Raw genomic sequence first — 17,404 nt, forward strand, 5'->3', positions numbered from 1 at the left:
ACGCCGGCGTCCGACTCGGTGTCGGTGGCTCCTGAGACACTCTCACTATGGAGGTCCTGGAGTTGCGACAGACTCGTCACCTGCGGGTGGGCGACACGCTCGTCAGCGCCGCGGGCCGCACGTTCGAGGTCACGAAGGTCGCCCGCGTCGGCCGGGGCATCCGCGTCGCCTACCTCGACGACGACGGGCAGCCGGGGCGGTTCACCGCCGCGCCCGACGCGGTCAGCCGGGTGCGCCGCAGCCCCGGCGAGCACCGCTCGTCGATCACCGGCGCGGCCTGACTACTCCTCCAGCCGGAACCCGACCTTCAGCGTGACCTGGAAGTGCACGACGTTGCCGCCGGCGACCTCGCCGCGCGTCGACACCACCTCGAACCAGTCGACGTTGCGAAGGGTCGAGGTCGCCCGCCCGATGGCGTTGCGGATCGCGGTGTCGATGCTCTCGCCCGAGGTGCCGACGATCTCGGTGACCCGGTAGACATGATCGGTCATGGTCTGCTCCCCACCCCCGCGCGTCGCGGGATGCCTCGACCCTAGCCCGCGCCGCCGCCCGCCGACAGGGCTCGACCGTCGCCGGCGATCGTCGGCTCACTTGAGCGGCAGCAGCTCGCCGTGCGTCTGGTCGGTCGGGCAGTACTGGGCGGTGGTGCTCGCGAACGAGAAGTCGCGAATGGTGTCGCCGCACACCGGGCACGGCTCGCCTGCCCGGCCGTGCACCCGCATGGACGCGACCTTGGCCGCCTTGAGCTCCGCGATCGGCACGCCCCGCTGGGCCTCGATGGCGTCGCCGATGGTGCCGACGGTGGCGGCGAACAACCGATCGGCCTCATCCGCGGTCAACGCGGAGGCGTGCCCGACGGGCGAGATCCTCGCCATGAACAGGATCTCGTCGGAGTAGGCGTTGCCGATACCGGCGAGCGACTCCTGGTCTTGCAGCACGGCCTTCACCTGCTTGCGACGACCGGCGACCGCCGCATCGAACTGCGTCCGCGAGAAGTCGGGGTGGGCCGGGTCGGGACCGAGCTTCGCCACGGCGGGCACCTCGGCCGGGTCGTCGACCACGAAGCATCCGAGCGAGACCCAGTCACCGGCATCCGTCAGCTCGAGCGTCGAGCCGTCGTCGAACTCGAGCACCACGAGCGTGGGCGGCGCGTCATCGGGCAGATCGGCCTCGTCGCCGGCAGCGCCCCATCGCGCCCAGCCGTGGCGGCCGAGCGAGACCACGAGGTGCGCCGCACCGAAGGCCACGTCGACATGCTTGCCGTGGCGGGCAGCGCCGGTCACCCGTTCGCCCACGAGCGTCTCGGGCGTGCGTGCCCGGGTCTTCAGCGTGCGGAACTCGACGACGTCGACCCCGGCGAGCGCCCGTCCCGCCAACCGCGTGGCGAGCTCCTCCGTGAGCGCCTGCACTTCAGGTGATTCCGGCATGCCGCCAGCCTTCCACGGGATCGCGCTCGTGAACAGGCCGTGCCGGTTCCGGATGCCGCGGACGGCCCGGATGGGTCGGTCCGGTCACTCCCCGGGGCCACTCCCCTGGACGCCCCCCCCCGCATCACTGCACGCCGGCGAAGTCGAGCTTCGCGTCGGCGACGGCGATGACCGACCAGGTGCCGCCCGCGGCATCCGTGAACTCGTAGGCGGGAACGACGAGCACGCTGCCGTCGGGCTGCCACTGGCTGGCGAGGCCGAGGCGGGCGCTGACGATCTCGACGTCGTTCACGGGCCATGCGACGGACGCTCCATCCCGCGGCGTCGCGGGCGGCTCGGTCGGCGGCACCCACTCGGGGCTCGCTGTTGAGGCGTCGGGCGCGTCGACCGCCTCCTCGCGGATGGCGAGCGGCATGGCGGTCACCTGCGCGCCGAACCGCGGGTCGGAGAGCCGTTCGAACGCCTCCTGCTCGCTGACGACCGGGTAGTCGCCGAGGTTCACCAGGTCGGCGAGCGAACCGTAGGCGCTCACGATGCCGCCGTCGGTCAGCTCGAGGCTCCACGACTGGTCGATGCGCTGGCCATCGACGACGGGCCACGCCTGCGCCGATCGCGTGACCGCGCCCTCCCACGTCTCGGAGGTGTACTCGAAGGCACCTGGGTCGCGTCCGACGGAGGCGATGAGCGACCGCAGGGCGTCGATCGCGGCGTCCTCCGACGGCAGGCCGACGGTCGGCGGCTCGCAGGGGTCGACGGGGGCGACCTCGCCCGTGCCGTCGGTGCCCTCCGTGCCCGCGCCGGTGTCGGTCGTCGCGCAGTTCCAGGGGTTCAGGAGCGGATCCGAGTAGGAGAAGCTGAGCGTGCCGTCGAGCCCGACGTAGAGCGACGGGGCGGTGCCGTCCTGGGGACCGACCGTCCACGCGCCGTCCTTCAGCTGGGGCGTTCCCTCCACGCCGAGGGCGGCGGCCAGCGCGCCGACCGATTCGGCGTTGGAGGCTCCGCGGGCGTCGTACCCGTAGCCGGGCGCGCTGCCCGAGGCCGTCGAGAGGCCGGTCGAGTGGAAGCTGTTGCGCCCGAACCCGGGGTAGAGCATGCCGCTCGCTCCGGATGCGGAACGCTTGGCCTGGTCGGGTGCCGCACCCGCGATCGCGCCGTCCTGGAGGGTGCTCTGCTCGGTGGTCGCGCCGTCGGCGGCGCCCTGCAGCGAGATGGGCGGGGCCGCGGCTCCCGCGACGTTCGTGGAGTCGTTCGTCGAGGCGCCGACGGCGTAGCCGGCTCCGCTGAAGACCACGAGCGAGGCGGCGACGGCGGCGATGGCGACCCAGGTCGGGCGGCGGCGCGCGCGCTCGGAGGCGAGGTCGGCGACGGGCGACGGCTGGGCCGGCGCGGCATCCGTCATCGACGTGCCGGTGGCGGATGCGGCATCCGTCGTGGATGCTGCAGTCGCCCTGGCGACGACCTCGTCGGCGAACCCCGCGCTGGGCTCGACCGATGCGGCGGGATCGGCGGCGCGAAGCCGCGCCACCGGGTCGAGCTCGTTGTCGTCATGCATGTCGATCACCCTCCGTGACTGCGTTCATAGACGGATATGTCCGACGAGGCCGGAACCTTGCAGGGACGCCGCAGGACCCGGCGCGGGTGCCGTGCCGTGCCGTGCCTAGAACGACAGCCGCTCGCCCCACGCCTCGCGGAGGCGCTTGCGTGCACGTGAGAGCGCGGCATCCGCCCCCGACCGGGAGATGCCGAGCACCTCGGCGAGCTCGGCGCCGTCGAGGCCCTCCCACGCGTGCAGGAGCAGGATCTGCCGATCGCGCTCCCCCACGCTCGCGAGCGCCCCACGGAGCTCGGCATCGAACAGGGTGCTCAGCTCGGGGTCGTCGCTCACGCGAACCGCCCCCGACTCGGGCACCTCGTCGACCGCGAGGTCGATGGTCTTGCGCCGGTGATTCGCCAGCGTGAAGCCCGCGGTGCGGTAGAGCCACGGGAGCACGGCGTCGGGCGGCACGTCGGCGCGGCGGCGCCAGGCCGTCGTGAACACCTCGGCCGCGAGGTCCTCGGCGTCCTGCCGCGGCCCCCGGCGCGCGAAGTAGCGGACGAGGGCCGTCGAGTGCTCGCGCACGACTGCGGTGAACCAGGCGACCTCGTCGGAGGTCGCGGGCTGGTGGGCGCCCTCGGGCATCGCCACCCCCTCGGTCGCGTCGGTGTCGGCTGCGGTGCTGGCGATCCTCACACCCGGTATGTGTCGGATCTGCCGCGAGTCTTGCACGGAACGACGGAATTCCTCGCGCGCGAGGCGGGAGCGCCTCAGTCGAACATCGGGGTCAGGAACCTCCGCTCGTAGCGCCGGAAGCAGCGGGTCTCCGCGCCGAACCGGTTGGCCTCCACGCATTCGGGGTCGGTCGTCGCGGCGGTGCGGTACTGCTCGTACTCGGCCAGCGACGGGAACGTGAAGAGCGCGAACGCCTCATCGCTGTCGCCCTCGCTCGGCAGGAAGTAGCCGTGGTGCGTGCCGCCGAGCCGGTTCACGAGGTGGATCCATCGCCGGCCGTACTCCTCGAAGTCGGACAGCTTGTGGGGGTCGATCTCGTAGCGCAGGTGGATGGTGATCATGGGTCCACGCTCGCATCCATCTCGGGACGGGACGGCGTGAATGCCTGCCAATCTTGCGAGACCGACCGCCGAGCTCGTCCACAGCAAGTTCCCTGAAGGAATCTCAGCATCTGTGCCAGTCTGAGCGTGCACGGGGTTCGAGACGACAGGTTCGCCACACATCGAGGTGCCATGTGAAGGAAGTACCCAACCACCGCGAGGGGCCCGCGACTGGATGGTCGGCTGCGTCGCCATGCTGCCCGACGCCGTGCCCGACCCTGTGACATCCGTAGACACCCCGACTGAAGGAAGACGAAGATGGCCACCACATCAGAACCCACGACCGTCGTGCTCGTGCACGGCGCATTCGCCGACGCCGGAAGCTGGGTCCCCGTGATCGAGCGACTCCTCGCCGCCGGCGTTCCCGTTCGCGCACCGGGGCTCCTCATGCGGGGCCTGCGCTCCGACTCCGACTACATCGCGAGCGTGATCTCCCAGATCCCCGGCCCGGTGCTCGCGGTGGGGCACTCCTATGGAGGTGCGGTGATCTCCAACGCCGCCACGCAGGCGTCGAACGTGAAGGGACTGGTGCTGGTGTCGGGGTTCGCGCCCGAGGAGAACGAGGCGCTCGGCGAGGCCGAGGGAACCTCCCGCGACAGCGCCCTCGGACCGGCACTCGTCCAGGCGCAGTTCCCGACGGGGGTCGGCGACGAGACGGCGATCGAGCTGTACGTCGACATCGCGAAGTTCCCGGCGGTGTTCGCGGGCGACCTCCCCGAGGCGCAGGCGAACGCCTTCGCGGTATCCCAACGACCCATCGCCGCCTCGGCGTTCGACGAGAAGTCGGGACCGCCCGCGTGGAAGCACCTGCCGACCTGGTCCGTCGTCGCCACCGGCGACAAGGCGGCGGGATCCGACGTGCTGCTCTCCATGGCGCGCCGCGCGAACGCCGAGCTGCTCGAGCTCGAGGGCTCGCACCTCATCATGGTCTCCCAGCCGGAACCGGTGACCGACGTCATCCTCCGCGCGCTCGACAAGGTCGGAGGGTCGCGGTGAGCGACACCGAGCCGATCGATGAGCTGGCGACGAAGCTGAAGCGCACCGAACTGCAGCACCAGGCCTCGTCGATTCCGGGCAGGGACATCGTGCAGGTCCTCACCGAGATCCCGGTCGGGGTCGAGTCCGGCTGGCACACGCACCCTGGTGAGGAGATCGGCTACATCCTCGCCGGCACCGTGGAGATGCGGATCGAGGGCGCGCCGACCCTGCTGCTGAACGCCGGCGACCCGTTCCTGATGCCGCCGGGCACCGCCCACAACGCGCGCGACCTCGGCCCGGGCACGGGGATGATGCTCTCCACCTACCTCGTCGACCCGACGCAGTCGCTGGCCACGTTCGTGCACGTGGACTGAGGCAGTGCGCTGAACGAGGGGCGCGGATGGATCCCGTGAGCGCCGTCGTCTGGACCGTCGCGTTCGTCCTCGTGACGGTCTCGGTGACGGGCCTGACCAGGCGGCTGAACTGGTCGGCGCCGGTCGTGCTCGTCGTCGTCGGCGGGATCGCGTCGTTCGTGCCCGTCGTCCCCGTCGTGCACGTCGAGCCCGAGCTGGTGCTCTACGGCGTGCTGCCTCCGCTGCTGTTCGCACAGGCCGTGCGGACCTCGTTCCTCGACGTGCGCCGGCGACGTGACAGCATCCTCATCCTCTCCGTCGGGACGGTCGCCTTCACGGTGGTCGTCGTCGGGTTCACGACGTCGTTGCTGCTCCCTGCAATCGGGCTCGCCGCCGCGTTCGCGTTCGCGGCGGTCATCGCCCCCACGGACACCGTCGCCGTCACCTCCGTGACCGGCCGCCTCGCGCTGCCACGTCGAGTCGTCACCGTGCTCGAGGGCGAGAGCCTCTTGAACGACGCCGCGGCGCTCGTGGCACTCAACGCCGCGATCGCCGCGATGACGATGCTGCTCAGCCCGCTGCTCGTCACTGGCGCGTTCCTGCTGGCCGTGGTGGGTGGCGTCGCCGTCGGCCTCGCGATCGGCTGGACGATGGCGTTCATCCGCTCGCGCCTCCGGTCGCCCGTCCTCGACACGAGCCTCGCCCTCATCACGCCGTACCTTGCCTTCATCGCCGCGCAGGCCGTGCTGGGTTCCGGCGTGCTCGCCGTCGTCATCGCGGGGTTGTACCTGGGGTATCGTTCGCCGGTCGTGCAGTCCGCCGAGGCGCGGATCGCCGAGTCGGTGAACTGGCGGACCATCCAGTTCCTCCTCGAGAACGCTGTGTTCCTGTTCATCGGGCTCAACCTCGCGAGCATCCTGCAGGGCGCCGTCCGGACCGGCCCTGGCCTGTGGGAGACCATCGGCATCTGCAGCGTGGTGTTCGTGGCGCTCGTCGTCTCCCGGTTCGTGTTCGTGCTCGCCGTCGCCTGGTTCTTCCGACGAGGCCCGCGGCGGCTGCGCCGGCAGCACGTGCAGTGGAAGAACGCGGTCGTCATCGCCGCGGCGAACGTGCGCGGCGTCGTCACGCTCGCGGCCGTGTTCCTGCTCCCCGAGATGACGCCGGACCGGGAGTTCCTGCAGTTCGTCGCCTTCGTCATCGTCGTCGCGACCCTCGTCAGCGGGCTGGCGCTCCCGCTGCTCGTCCGGCGCCTGCACCTGCCGCCGCCGAACGCCGCCCAGGAGCAGATGGAACGCGAGACCCTGATGGCCGAGGCGCACACGGCCGGACTCGCCCGGCTCGAACTGGAGACGGGCGAGGCCGACGCGGAGCGCGTCGTGTCGCAGCTCCGGGCGAACGCCACCCTCATCTCCGACTCGCTCGCGCACCCGGTGACCGATCCGTCCTCCGAGTCCTTCCTCGCCGCGTACGCGCGGCTCCGGCGCGAGATGATCACCGAGGAACGCCACGCCGTCCTCGCCGCCAGGAGCGAGGGCCGGTTCCCCGAGACCGCGGTGAAGTTCGTCCTTCGAGCCATCGACGCAGAGGAGCTCTCATTGAATGCCATCACCAGGCCTCCGGATGCCGCTGGGCCGCGTCCCGAGCCGGCCGACACCCGCTCGCCGGGCAGGCGTGGCCATGTCTGACTGGGCGTCCGGCACCGCCTCGACGGGCTCGGACACGCGCAGCCGTTGCGCGTGGGCCACCGCGCGTGAGCGCGACGAGGCCCTGCTCGCCTACCACGACCACGAGTGGGGCACGCCGGGTGGGAGCGAGCGCGCCGTGTTCGAAGCACTCACCCTCGGGATCTTCCAGGCCGGCCTCGGATGGCTCACCGTGTTCCACAAGCGCGCCGCGTTCCGGGCTGCCTTCCACGACTTCGATCCGGCGCGGGTCGCGCAGATGGACGACGCCGACGTCGCCGTGCTGCTGGAGGATCCCGGGATCATCCGCAACGAGGCGAAGATCCGGTCGGCGCTCCGCAATGCCGCGGTGATGGCGACGTCGGAGTTCGCCCTCGCGGACCTGGCGAACGACGCCGGACCGCGCGAGCACCAGCGCCCGTCACCGGGGGCCGCCGTGCCCTCGCACACCCCCGAGTCGGAGGCCCTGAGCCGGCGCCTGAAGGCGGAGGGATACGTGTTCATCGGTCCGACCAGCGCCTACGCCTTCATGCAGGCGATCGGCGTGGTGAACGATCACGTCGTCGGCTGCTTCCGCGGCGACGAGCTCGAGCGATGACGCCGACTCACGTACCCTGAGACGCGGCCGGCATTCGCGCCGACCGACGGAAGGCTCCTCGTGAACATCACCCTGCTTCGACGGTTCGTCGCCGTCGCCGAGGAGCTGCACTTTCCGCGAGCCGCGGACAAGCTCGGGATCCCCCTCGCGTCGCTCTACTCGTCGATCGACAAGCTCGAGGCCGAGATCGGGCAGCCGCTGTTCACCCGGCACGGCGAGACGCAGCTCACGAAGGTCGGCGTCCTCTTCCTCGAGGAGGCCAGGAACGAGATCGCCGCGGCGCCGGCTCCCGCCGAGAAGCCCGCAGCGAAGGCGGGCGGCAAGGCGAAGGCCTCGAAGGGCAAGGGGCGTGCGCCCATCGTGAAGGGCCAGCCCAAGCCGTACAAGAAGCGCCAGGGCCGCTGAGCAGCCGAGCTCTGCCTCGACCCGGGGTCAGACGTTGAAGCGGAACTCCACAATGTCGCCGCACATACCAACCTCTAGCGCGCGGATGCTTCACGTCTTGCTCCCTGAGGTTGTGTTGTGCCGCCATTTGCAAGAGTGCCCGCAGTTAGCAACCAGGCACCGATGATGCCAGCTAGTCCTCGTCACCCTCTGAGAACAGCCCCTCCGGCAGCACGTCTGCGTGGTGTTCACGCAGATACCGCTTGACGTCGAGGAGCGAAGCGTCGTGCTGCAATCCGCGCTTGTAGTACAGCAAGCGTTGGTCCGCGGACTCGAGGATCTCCGACCAGCGCCGCACCCAGACCCTGTAGCGCAGCGGGGAGTTCGGGTCGAGCTCGGACTCATCGAGCAGCCCTGACTCGCGACCACGCTGGTTGATGTCTCGCCTCACATCGTTGTTGTAGTCGTTCACGACGAGCACGAAGTCCCAGACAGTGTGGGTGCCGGCAAACTGTGGATCTTCGACGATGGCGCGGGCATAGCCCTTGATCTGGTTGGCTTCCTTGTGCGACGCAACTACCGATGGGGCCTTCAGCTCCACAACCAGGTGCCGCTTCGTCTCGTGCTCGGGGGCCGCCAGCGAGAACATCAGGTCAAGGCGGCCCTGGCTGCCATCGGTCTTGGTGACCTTCGTGGTGGACTCACCCTCCCGGCCAAGCATGCTGAGGTGTTGCTCGAGCGCTCGGGTGAGACCTATCTCCGAGCTCATCATGTTGAACTGCTCTCCGAACACCCAGCTCTCGCGCTCCAGGATCTTGTGCAGGTGGTCCCGCTCCTTGACCAGTCCCTTGGCTTCGGGGTTGAAGACGATCTCGCGAAGAGCGCTCAGGAAGTCCAGGCGGTCGGTCACGTCGGTAGTCGCCCGGATCAGCCTCGAGAGCGGCGTGCGCTCAAGCAGCCGGTCGAGCTCTTCGCTCTCGCCTTCGGTGAGACCGACGTACTGGTTCAGGAGCGTCTTCACACCATCGGGGTTCCGCTGGAGCGTGTCCTTGAGGAGCCCCAGCGTCAGCTTCTCCTGGCCACGCGCCTTGGGGATGTGCCGGCGCACAGCCGTTGCAACAACGTCGAAGGTTGCTCGTTCGACGACCTCTTCGTCCGAGGCGGGATCACCTTCGTACGGGTATGTCTTGGTCTCTTTCCAGCGACCGACGAGCTCGCGACGCTGCTCGGCACGGCGAGCCTCGAAGTGATCCTCGAGCGTGGAGTCCACGACCTGCATCAGGGAGCCGAGCAGCGACGTTTCCTGCTCCATATCGACGAGCATCACCTCGTTGGGGTGCTCCGTCATGCCGTCCCACAGGACGTAGGCTGCGAAGTTGAAGTCGGCGAAGCGCCTAATAGGTGTCTCATCGACCGGAACGCCCTTGTCGTCGCAGAGATAGAGCGTCCGGCCCTTCACATCTCGCCATTCGACGACCTTCAGCGCGGCTCGGTGCTCAACACCGTCGTAGGACCAGTTCAGCTCGTGAGTCGTCTCGCGCTCGATGCTCGCGGCCGGGTCGATCTTCACTCCGTCGTACCAGACCTCGATCGACGGGAAGGTTAGCAGATGAAGGGCAAGGGCGGCACCGATGCGCGGCCGCGCGGAGTCGCCTTCGAGCCTGCCGAGCGAGTCCCGCCCTTCAGCTCGGAACTCCGTGTAGGTCGGGCTCTGGGCGTCGACAGGATCGGGGCCCGAGAAATCGTTGCGACGGTCAACAGTCGATGACACGCGTGTCTGCTTGAACGCGCCCGTTGCATCCTGGCCGACCGTCTCCCACGTGATGCGGGTTCCCAACGCGAAGGCGCGCAGACGCCCCTGACCCAGCCTGCCGTGCAGAGGTCGCTTCTCGCGCTCGGTGACGCGCGCTCCGAGCTTCCACGAGTTCCCCACCCACTTGAAGTCCTGCTCGACGCGTTCCGGGCTCATGCCGAGGCCGTCATCGCGAACGGTCACACCGACAATGCCGTCGGCGATGTTGCGGTCAAGAGTCACTGACACCTTGTTGGCGTCCGCATCGAGGCTGTTCCAGATGAGCTCGATGACCGCTCGCACCGGGTCAGTCTCGCCAGCGAGACGCTGGACCAAGTCGTTTCCAGCGGTGAGCGTGATTCGAGGCATGACCTCAGTGTGCCAGTCGGCGGCGACACGCGGCGTGACGGCGGTCGCGCGCGCGACCTACTCCAGCGGCTGGATCCGGGGGTTGGTCTGCGGAGGCAGATCCCAGCCGTGACGTGCATGGATGTCCTTGACCAACTCTTCCGCGTTGGCCTGGAGCTTGGCAAGGGCAGTCGTGTCATGGCCGACCGATCGGAAATGGCGCAAGTTGCTGCTCAATGCGTGCGCCCAGCTCATCAGCGGGTCGAGGTTCTCCACCCGCCGGCCAACAGTGTCGCCGGGCTTGGCGGCGTCCATCACCTGACGGCCGATGGTTGCTCCCAGCGTGCGCTCGGCCTCCAGCCACGAGTCGATGCCTTCCCAGCCGTCGAGCTGGTCCACGAGCGCGATCGACGTGATGCGCAGATTGGCCAGCCGCTCCCCCACTGGCTCTGCGGTGGGATCGAACCCGATGAGGCGCTGCACGGCTTCCTGCACTGCGAACCAGCGTGCGTCCTCGGCCGCCTTGCGCGACTCGGCGAGTGCTTCGTTGGCGCGCTTGTTGGCTTGGTAGGTCCCGACGCCCGCGACGATCAGCGACAGTGCTGAGATGACTAGCGCGAGGATGTCCATGGTCCGATCCTGTCATGCTGCCCAGAGACGGCGAGGGTGCTTCCGGCCGTTGCCGGCGGCACTGCGGGCGCGGACCAATGACGATCAAGCGTTCAGTCGTCGTTTGGCAGATACCAGCCGTGCTCCCGCCGCCGCGGCTCGGGAGGGTTCGGGTGCTCGCTGGCATACGCCTCGTTAGCACGACGGGTCATCTCTTCGTCGTAGCGATGCATCTCGTGATACAGGGCGTCCGCCGTTTCCACGTCGGCGGAGAAGACGTAGCGCTCCCTCACTGCCTCGCGCTCGTCCTCGAGCTCCTGGTCGGACAGCGGGCGGAGGCTGCCCAGAGCGCGAGAGACGGAATCGAAGAGGCCCATGCCCGCCATGCTCTCATGTCGGCCTCCTGCAAGGCATCCACCAGATTCACCGTGCTGGCGGCGCTGCCGGCATAAGCTACCTCACCCGGGAATTGGCAGCCTGGCATGGGCGGGCGCAATACCTCGAAGTTGTGCGGACACCATGCACCGGCCGAATGCCCTATGGAGACGGCTCCGCGATAGAGGCACGTAGCGCAACCACCCCGTGAGAGTGCGGTGCCACGCGTTCCCCCTACACGTTGAAGCGGAACTCCACGACGTCGCCGTCCTGCATGACGTAGTCCTTGCCCTCCATGCGGGCCTTGCCCTTGGCGCGGGCCTCGGCGACCGAGCCGGTGGCGACGAGGTCCGCGAACGAGATGACCTCGGCCTTGATGAAGCCGCGCTCGAAGTCGGTGTGGATGACGCCCGCGGCCTGCGGGGCCTTCCAGCCCTTGTGGATGGTCCACGCGCGCGACTCCTTGGGGCCGGCGGTGAGGTAGGTCTGAAGGCCCAGCGTGTCGAAGCCGACGCGAGCGAGCTGGTCGAGGCCCGACTCCTCCTGCCCCGTCGAGGCGAGCAGCTCCGCGGCGTCGGCGGGGTCGAGGTCGATGAGCTCGGACTCGATCTTCGCGTCGAGGAAGACGGCCTCGGCGGGGGCGACGAGCGCGGCGAGCTCGGCCTTGCGCGCGGCATCCGTCAGCACCGCCTCGTCGACGTTGAAGACATAGATGAAGGGCTTCGCGGTGAGCAGGCCGAGCTCCCTGACGGGCTCCAGGTCGACGGATGCCGCGGACAGCGGCGTGCCCTTCTGCAGCACCTCGAGCGCCTCGTTCGCCGCGGTCAGCACCGACGGGTCGAGCTTCTTGCTCTTGACCTCCTTCTCGAAGCGCGGGATCGCTCGCTCGAGCGTCTCGAGGTCGGCGAGGATCAGCTCGGTGTTGATGGTCTCCATGTCGGACTTCGGGTCGACGGTGCCCTCGACGTGCACGACGTCGGAGTCCTCGAAGCCCCGCACGACCTGCGCGATCGCGTCGGCCTCGCGGATGTTCGCGAGGAACTTGTTGCCGAGGCCCTCGCCCTCGGACGCGCCGCGCACGATGCCGGCGATGTCGACGAACGACACGGCGGCGGGCAGGATGCGCTCGGAGTTGAAGATGCCGGCGAGCGTCTCGAGCCGCGGGTCGGGCAGGTTCACCACGCCGATGTTCGGTTCGATCGTCGCGAACGGGTAGTTCGCCGCGAGCACCTGGTTCTTGGTGAGCGCGTTGAACAGGGTGGACTTGCCGACGTTGGGCAGGCCGACGATGCCGATAGTGAGAGCCACGGGGGTCTATCGTACCCGCCGGTTCACCGGGGCATTTCGCCCGCTCTCGCACCGCGGTCGGCGGTCGATGCCCCGCCGACGCTCAGTGCCGACCCTCGGCGGCATCGGGGACGGCACTGAACGAGCGCGCGAACGCTGGTGGGCGACTTCCCCGCGGTCGTATGCTGCGCGCAGAGGGAATCGAGCGTCGCTCAGGTTCGAGCGGCAACGAGGCACGCGAGAGGGGCGGCGATGTCCGCCATGGGCAGGCGAGCGCGCGGATGCCGCGCGTGGAGGGCCGGACGATGACGCCGGCGCTCGCCGCGATCGGCGCGCGTGGCGCCGTGCGGGTCGTGGGCGCACCGGATGCCGGGGGCTGGGCGTTCCCCACCGACGGACGCGAGCTCGCCCGAGCCGGTCTCGTGGGCACCGGCGGCGACGCACCCGTGCTGCTGCTCGTGCTCGATCCCGCCGTCGACCTGCGCCGGGTGGTGGTGTTCGTGCGGCTCGGCGACCTGCTCTGCACGTTCCGGCCGACGGGCGACGACCGCGACGCGCTCGAGGTGGCGCTGCCGTTCCGCGTCGGCGGTGCCGTCGGGCTCGTCGTCGCCGTCGAGTGCGCGACCGAGGCCGAGGCCGAGGAGCTGGCCCGACGGTACGACGCCGCGCGCGCCGAGGTCGAAGCGGGGCCGCCCCCGGTCGGGGCCGAGCCGCCTGGGGATGCGGCGGCCGCCGAGCCGGCGCCCGATGCCGCGGTGCCCCCGGTCGAAGCGGCGCCGCCGCCGTTGTCGCGGTCGATCCCGTTTCCCGCGCCCGCGCCCGCGCCGTCCGTCCCCGCCCCAGCACCTGCACCCGCACCGGCTCCAGGGCCCGTCGTCAGCGGCGGCGGCGGTCCGGCCCCGGAGGAACCCCCGACGCCGCGCACCCTGGCGCACGTGCACGCCGAGATGCCGCGGCGCGTCGCCGTCGACGCCCCAGTCGAGGTGCGGTTCCGGCTCAGCAGGCGCCGGCTCGAGGCATCCGCCGGCACCAGCAGCACGACCCAGTCGATCCGCATCGACGCCGCACGCGACCTCTCCGTGACCATCGCCCTGCGCGGATTCCGCCTCGTGGGCGACGACGAGACGATCGCCGTGCGCCTTCCGCGGGCGGAGGCCGAGGTCGCCGAGCACCGCTTCCGCGTCGTCGCACCGTTCCCGGGCAACGGCGAGGTCTCGCTCGTGGTGCGCCAGGGCGCCGATCTCCCCCTCGCGACCCTGCGGCTCTGCGCCGAGATCGTGGCGGCCGACGCGGGGCCCGAACTGTCGCCGGCCGGCGTCGCGGCCGAGGTCGTCGAACCCGACCCCGAGCTCGTGGCGCTGCCGAGCATCCGCATCGACGAGTCGATCGTCGGCACCGACTCGACCCTGCGCATCCGCGTCGCGATCGGCGGCGAGGCGCGCGAGTGCACGACCCACCTGGCCGACAAGGGCGACCTCATCGCCCGCACGTACCGGCGCATCGGCGGCATCCGGTCGGAGCTCGGCGACCTGCTCGATCGCGACGCGCGCGCGAGGCACGGCACGCGGCGACTGCGCGAGCTCGGCATGGGCCTCGCGCGGGCGTTGTTCAGCGCCGAGGTGCTCGAGTTCCTGTGGGATGCCGCCGACGACCCGGCCGACCCGCTCGACGGGCTGATCGTGCAGACCGCCGGCGAGCTCGACATCCCGTGGGAGATCGTGCATCTGCCCCCGCCCGCCGGCGTCGAGGACGACGGTCGCCCGCGCTTCCTGAGCGCCTACGGGCTCACCCGCTGGGTGTACGACACCGCACACCCCACGGAACTCGCCGTGGCACCCGACCGGGTGCGCTTCGTGTGCCCCGACTACGCCGATCAGCGGCTGCGGCTCACGCACACCTCCGAGGAGCGCGGCTTCCTCGAGCGACGGTTCTCGGCGACCACGATCGACCCCGACGACGCCGACGGCATCGCGGGGCTCATGCGCGACGGCTTCGACCTGCTGCACTTCGCCGGCCACGGCCGGTGGAGCGACGGCACCCCGGCGGCGCAGGAGCTGCTGCTCGCCGCGTTCAGCGAGACCGAGGACCTGCCGCTCGCGCGCTACTCCGACGGCGAGCTGCGTCGCGACCTGCCCGATCGCGGGCCGGCGGATGCCGCGGCGACGGGCCCGTTCGTCTTCCTGAACGCCTGCGACATCGGCCGCCTGCCCTCGGGCCCGGCGTCGCTCGGCGGGTTCCCCGAGGCCTTCCTGCGCGGCGGCGCGGCCGCGTTCGTCGGCTGCTCGTGGGCGGTCGGCGACGACCCCGCGTCCACGTTCGTCGAGGCCTTCTACCTCGCGCTCGCCGACGACGACGCCACGATCGCGGATGCGACGCGCGCGGCGCGTGCCGCAGCCCGCGCCGACGCGGACCTCTCGGAGCTCGCGTACGCCGTGTACGCGCACCCGCGCGCGCACATCCGCGTCGAGCAGCCGGCCGCGCCGGCACCGACCCCGCCCCATCAGCCGATCCCGGAAGGACCGAACCCATGAACGCCGCACGCCCGCCGAGCCCGTCCGCTCCCCCGCCGCCCGCGACGGCCTCGCCCGCACCGCCGTCGGCCGCGCCGTCCGCGGAACGCGGCGCCCCGACCCTGACGGCCGCCGCCCTCGCCGGCCTGAGGCCCCATGTGATCACCCTCGAGGACGGCAGGCTCGCCGAGGGCGCGGCCTCCACCGCGCAGACCGTGAAGGACTTCCGCACCACCGCGGCCGACATCGACGAGATCTTCTCGACGCACCTTCCCGCCTTCGTCGCCGCGCACCAGCCCGGCCCGGTGCCGATCGCGCTCTACGCCCACGGCGGACTCGTCGACAAGGAGTCGGGCTTCGCGATCGCCGAGCACCAGGTCGCGTGGTGGAAGGAGAACGGCGTCTACCCGATCCACTTCGTGTGGGAGACCGGACTGGGCACGGCGATCTGGGATTCGCTGCGCCGCTGGGCGTCGGGCGGCCGCCGGGGCTGGGCCGACGAGGCGAAGGACGGATTCCTCGAGGTGGCCGCACGGCTGCTCGGCGGCGGCGGGATCTGGAACGACATGAAGGTCGACGCGGCCGCGGCATCCGTGAAGGGCGGCGGCGCGCAGCAGTTCGTGCGCGCCCTCGGCAAGTGGATGACCGAGCACCCCGGCGAGGTCGAGGTGCACGCCATCGGCCACAGCGCAGGGTCGATCTTCCACTCGCACCTGCTGCCGGCCGCGCTCGAAGCGGATGTCCCGGCGATCGCCTCGCTCAACCTGCTGGCGCCCGCGGTGCGGGTCGACACCTTCTCGAAACTCCTCATGCCGCACGCCCGCAGCGGCAAGATCGAGCGTGTCGCGATCTTCACCATGGACGACGAGGCCGAGCGCGCCGACACGTGCGTGCGCATCTACAACAAGTCGCTGCTCTACCTGGTCTCGGCATCGTTCGAGCCGCAGAAGGCGACGCCGATCCTCGGCATGGCGAAGTTCCTCCTGCGCGACGTGGACCTCGCGGAGTTCTTCCAGGGGCCGGCCCCCAAGGGCGAGCTCGTGCTGGCGCCGCACGCCGTCGGCCTGCGCACGGCGAGCACCGCGACCTCGCACGGCGGCTTCGACAACGACGGCCCGACGATGGAGAGCGTCGCCCGCCGCATCGCCGGCGTCACCGACGTGACGCCCTTCCCGGCGGGGCAGGCGCGGGCGGTCCTGCCTTGGCCGGAGTTCGAGGACCTGCCGTCGCCGACCGGGGGTTCGCGCTCCGCGGAGACGCCGAGTGCGCCCGGCCTCCCGGCCGCTCCCGGGACGGGTGCACGCCGCGCGCTGTGCATCGGCGTCGACGCGTATCCCGACGAGGGCGACCGCCTGCACGGCTGCGTGGCCGACGCGCACGCGTGGGCCGAGGCGCTGCGCGGCGAGCAGTTCGAGGTGACCGAGCTGACGGATGCCGCGGCCACCCGCGACGAGATCCTCCGCGGCATCCTCGAACTCGTCAGCAGCGCCGTGCCGGGTGACGTGCTGGCGGTGCAGTACTCGGGGCACGGCACGTTCGTCCCCGACCTCGACGGCGACGAGGACGACGGCGACGAGTCGAAGGACGAGGCCCTGTGCCCTGTGGACTTCCGCGCGGCGGGCCGCCTCATCATCGACGACGACCTGGCCCGCATCTGGGACGTGATCCCCGAGGGCGTCAGCCTCACGGCGTTCTTCGACAGCTGCCATTCGGGCTCGGCGAACCGGGCGCCGCGCGTCGACCTCACGCCGATCGGCGATGCCCTCCCGCGCTCGGTCGAGCTCACCCGGGAGGACGAGGCCGCGTACCGCGCCGACCGAGGTGTCGGCACGGGGTCGACGGAGCCGGATCCGGTGCGGGATGCCGCGATCGCGCGCGTGCTCGGGTCGGAGACGGTCACCCCCGCCGCCCCGCGTGCCGCCGGGGTGCGCCGCGAGGTGCTGTTCAGCGCGTGCCGCGCCACCGAGGTCGCCTGGGAGTCGAACGGGCAGGGCGACTTCACGCGGCGGGCGCTGCCGCTGCTCGCCACGGGCGCCGGCGCCGTCTCGAACAGGGACTTCGTACGATCCGTGGTCGAGGAGTTCGGCCAGAACCGCCGCCAGACGCCCGAGTTCCACGGCGACGAGGTGCTCGGCGGGCGCATCCTGCTCGGCACGGCGAGCGCGTCGGCCGTGGCTGCCGATGGCGCTCCGCAGCCCGACGGCGCTCCGCAGCCCGACGGCGCTCCGCAGCCCGGCGGCGTGCCGCAGCCCGGCGGCGTGCCGCAGCCCGGCGGCGTGCCGCAGCTGCTCGCGCCGACCGACGGCAAGTCCCCGCTCGCAGCGCTCCCCGCGGCATCCGACCAGCGCACCGCCGCGGTCATCGCGATCCTCCGCGCGACCGCCGACCTGCTGGAGACCTGACGGTGCCCGC

The 17,404-nt window shown here is 70.9% G+C and carries 17 protein-coding genes; 8 read left to right on the forward strand and 9 right to left on the reverse strand.

All coding sequences use genetic code 11. From position 1 onward, the window contains the following. The first annotated feature begins 47 nt into the window (after window positions 1-47). Window positions 48-281, forward strand: coding sequence for a hypothetical protein (locus tag J2X63_RS18250; protein ID WP_309979892.1), 234 nt, complete (start codon window positions 48-50; stop codon window positions 279-281). On the opposite strand, the gene J2X63_RS18255 is transcribed toward J2X63_RS18250, so the two are convergent. The 5 genes from J2X63_RS18255 to J2X63_RS18275 form a co-directional block, all read right to left on the reverse strand. Beyond that, window positions 282-491 (reverse strand): dodecin, encoded by a 210-nt coding sequence (locus tag J2X63_RS18255; RefSeq protein ID WP_309979894.1) that lies wholly within the window; start codon window positions 489-491, stop codon window positions 282-284. Window positions 492-587: 96 nt separating this feature from the next. Continuing rightward, window positions 588-1,427: a DNA-formamidopyrimidine glycosylase family protein gene (locus J2X63_RS18260; RefSeq protein ID WP_309979895.1), complete on the reverse strand. Its 840-nt coding sequence runs from the start codon at window positions 1,425-1,427 to the stop codon at window positions 588-590. A gap of 124 nt (window positions 1,428-1,551) precedes the next feature. Then, on the reverse strand, window positions 1,552-2,979 hold the full coding sequence (locus tag J2X63_RS18265) for a hypothetical protein (protein ID WP_309979897.1): 1,428 nt from the start codon (window positions 2,977-2,979) through the stop codon (window positions 1,552-1,554). 105 nt (window positions 2,980-3,084) lie between these two features. After that, window positions 3,085-3,657 (reverse strand): sigma-70 family RNA polymerase sigma factor, encoded by a 573-nt coding sequence (locus J2X63_RS18270; protein WP_309979899.1) that lies wholly within the window; start codon window positions 3,655-3,657, stop codon window positions 3,085-3,087. Window positions 3,658-3,731: 74 nt separating this feature from the next. Next, window positions 3,732-4,037: an NIPSNAP family protein gene (locus tag J2X63_RS18275; RefSeq protein WP_309979902.1), complete on the reverse strand. Its 306-nt coding sequence runs from the start codon at window positions 4,035-4,037 to the stop codon at window positions 3,732-3,734. A gap of 297 nt (window positions 4,038-4,334) precedes the next feature. On the opposite strand from J2X63_RS18275, the gene J2X63_RS18280 reads away from it, so the two are divergent. From J2X63_RS18280 to J2X63_RS18300, 5 genes are read left to right on the forward strand one after another with little or no spacing between them, the layout of a single operon-like run. Next, window positions 4,335-5,072: an alpha/beta hydrolase gene (locus tag J2X63_RS18280; RefSeq protein ID WP_309979904.1), complete on the forward strand. Its 738-nt coding sequence runs from the start codon at window positions 4,335-4,337 to the stop codon at window positions 5,070-5,072. Then, on the forward strand, window positions 5,069-5,428 hold the full coding sequence (locus J2X63_RS18285) for a cupin domain-containing protein (protein ID WP_309979907.1): 360 nt from the start codon (window positions 5,069-5,071) through the stop codon (window positions 5,426-5,428). Before J2X63_RS18280 ends, J2X63_RS18285 begins: the two co-directional genes overlap by 4 nt. A gap of 26 nt (window positions 5,429-5,454) precedes the next feature. Next, window positions 5,455-7,092 carry a sodium:proton antiporter gene (locus J2X63_RS18290; RefSeq protein ID WP_309979909.1) on the forward strand — a complete coding sequence of 546 codons (1,638 nt, stop codon included), beginning with the start codon at window positions 5,455-5,457 and terminating at the stop codon, window positions 7,090-7,092. Then, window positions 7,085-7,687: a DNA-3-methyladenine glycosylase I gene (locus J2X63_RS18295; protein WP_309979911.1), complete on the forward strand. Its 603-nt coding sequence runs from the start codon at window positions 7,085-7,087 to the stop codon at window positions 7,685-7,687. Before J2X63_RS18290 ends, J2X63_RS18295 begins: the two co-directional genes overlap by 8 nt. Before the next feature lie 60 nt (window positions 7,688-7,747). Continuing rightward, the gene (locus J2X63_RS18300; protein WP_309979913.1) at window positions 7,748-8,092 is read left to right on the forward strand and encodes a LysR family transcriptional regulator; all 345 of its coding nucleotides are present in this window, start codon (window positions 7,748-7,750) and stop codon (window positions 8,090-8,092) included. Window positions 8,093-8,264: 172 nt separating this feature from the next. Here J2X63_RS18300 and J2X63_RS18305 read toward each other — a convergent pair whose 3' ends face one another. From J2X63_RS18305 to ychF, 4 genes are all read right to left on the reverse strand, one after another. Then, window positions 8,265-10,232 (reverse strand): ATP-binding protein, encoded by a 1,968-nt coding sequence (locus J2X63_RS18305; protein ID WP_309979915.1) that lies wholly within the window; start codon window positions 10,230-10,232, stop codon window positions 8,265-8,267. 57 nt (window positions 10,233-10,289) lie between these two features. Further along, window positions 10,290-10,841 carry a hypothetical protein gene (locus J2X63_RS18310; protein WP_309979917.1) on the reverse strand — a complete coding sequence of 184 codons (552 nt, stop codon included), beginning with the start codon at window positions 10,839-10,841 and terminating at the stop codon, window positions 10,290-10,292. 92 nt (window positions 10,842-10,933) lie between these two features. Next, a complete protein-coding gene (locus tag J2X63_RS18315) occupies window positions 10,934-11,197 on the reverse strand; it encodes a hypothetical protein (protein WP_309979919.1) in 264 nt (87 codons plus the stop codon). A gap of 232 nt (window positions 11,198-11,429) precedes the next feature. Then, entirely contained in the window at window positions 11,430-12,503 is a 1,074-nt protein-coding gene (gene ychF / locus J2X63_RS18320) for a redox-regulated ATPase YchF (protein WP_309979921.1), read from the reverse strand. A 269-nt stretch (window positions 12,504-12,772) separates the two neighbouring features. Here ychF and J2X63_RS18325 point away from each other — a divergent pair, with 269 nt between their 5' ends. Both J2X63_RS18325 and J2X63_RS18330 read left to right on the forward strand, forming a co-directional pair. After that, on the forward strand, window positions 12,773-15,013 hold the full coding sequence (locus J2X63_RS18325) for a CHAT domain-containing protein (RefSeq protein WP_309979923.1): 2,241 nt from the start codon (window positions 12,773-12,775) through the stop codon (window positions 15,011-15,013). Next, window positions 15,010-17,394 (forward strand): caspase family protein, encoded by a 2,385-nt coding sequence (locus J2X63_RS18330; RefSeq protein ID WP_309979925.1) that lies wholly within the window; start codon window positions 15,010-15,012, stop codon window positions 17,392-17,394. The genes J2X63_RS18325 and J2X63_RS18330 overlap by 4 nt, the downstream gene beginning before the upstream one ends. The last annotated feature ends 10 nt before the right edge of the window (window positions 17,395-17,404 follow it).

Source organism: Agromyces sp. 3263, from assembly GCF_031456545.1.
Classification (GTDB): domain Bacteria; phylum Actinomycetota; class Actinomycetes; order Actinomycetales; family Microbacteriaceae; genus Agromyces.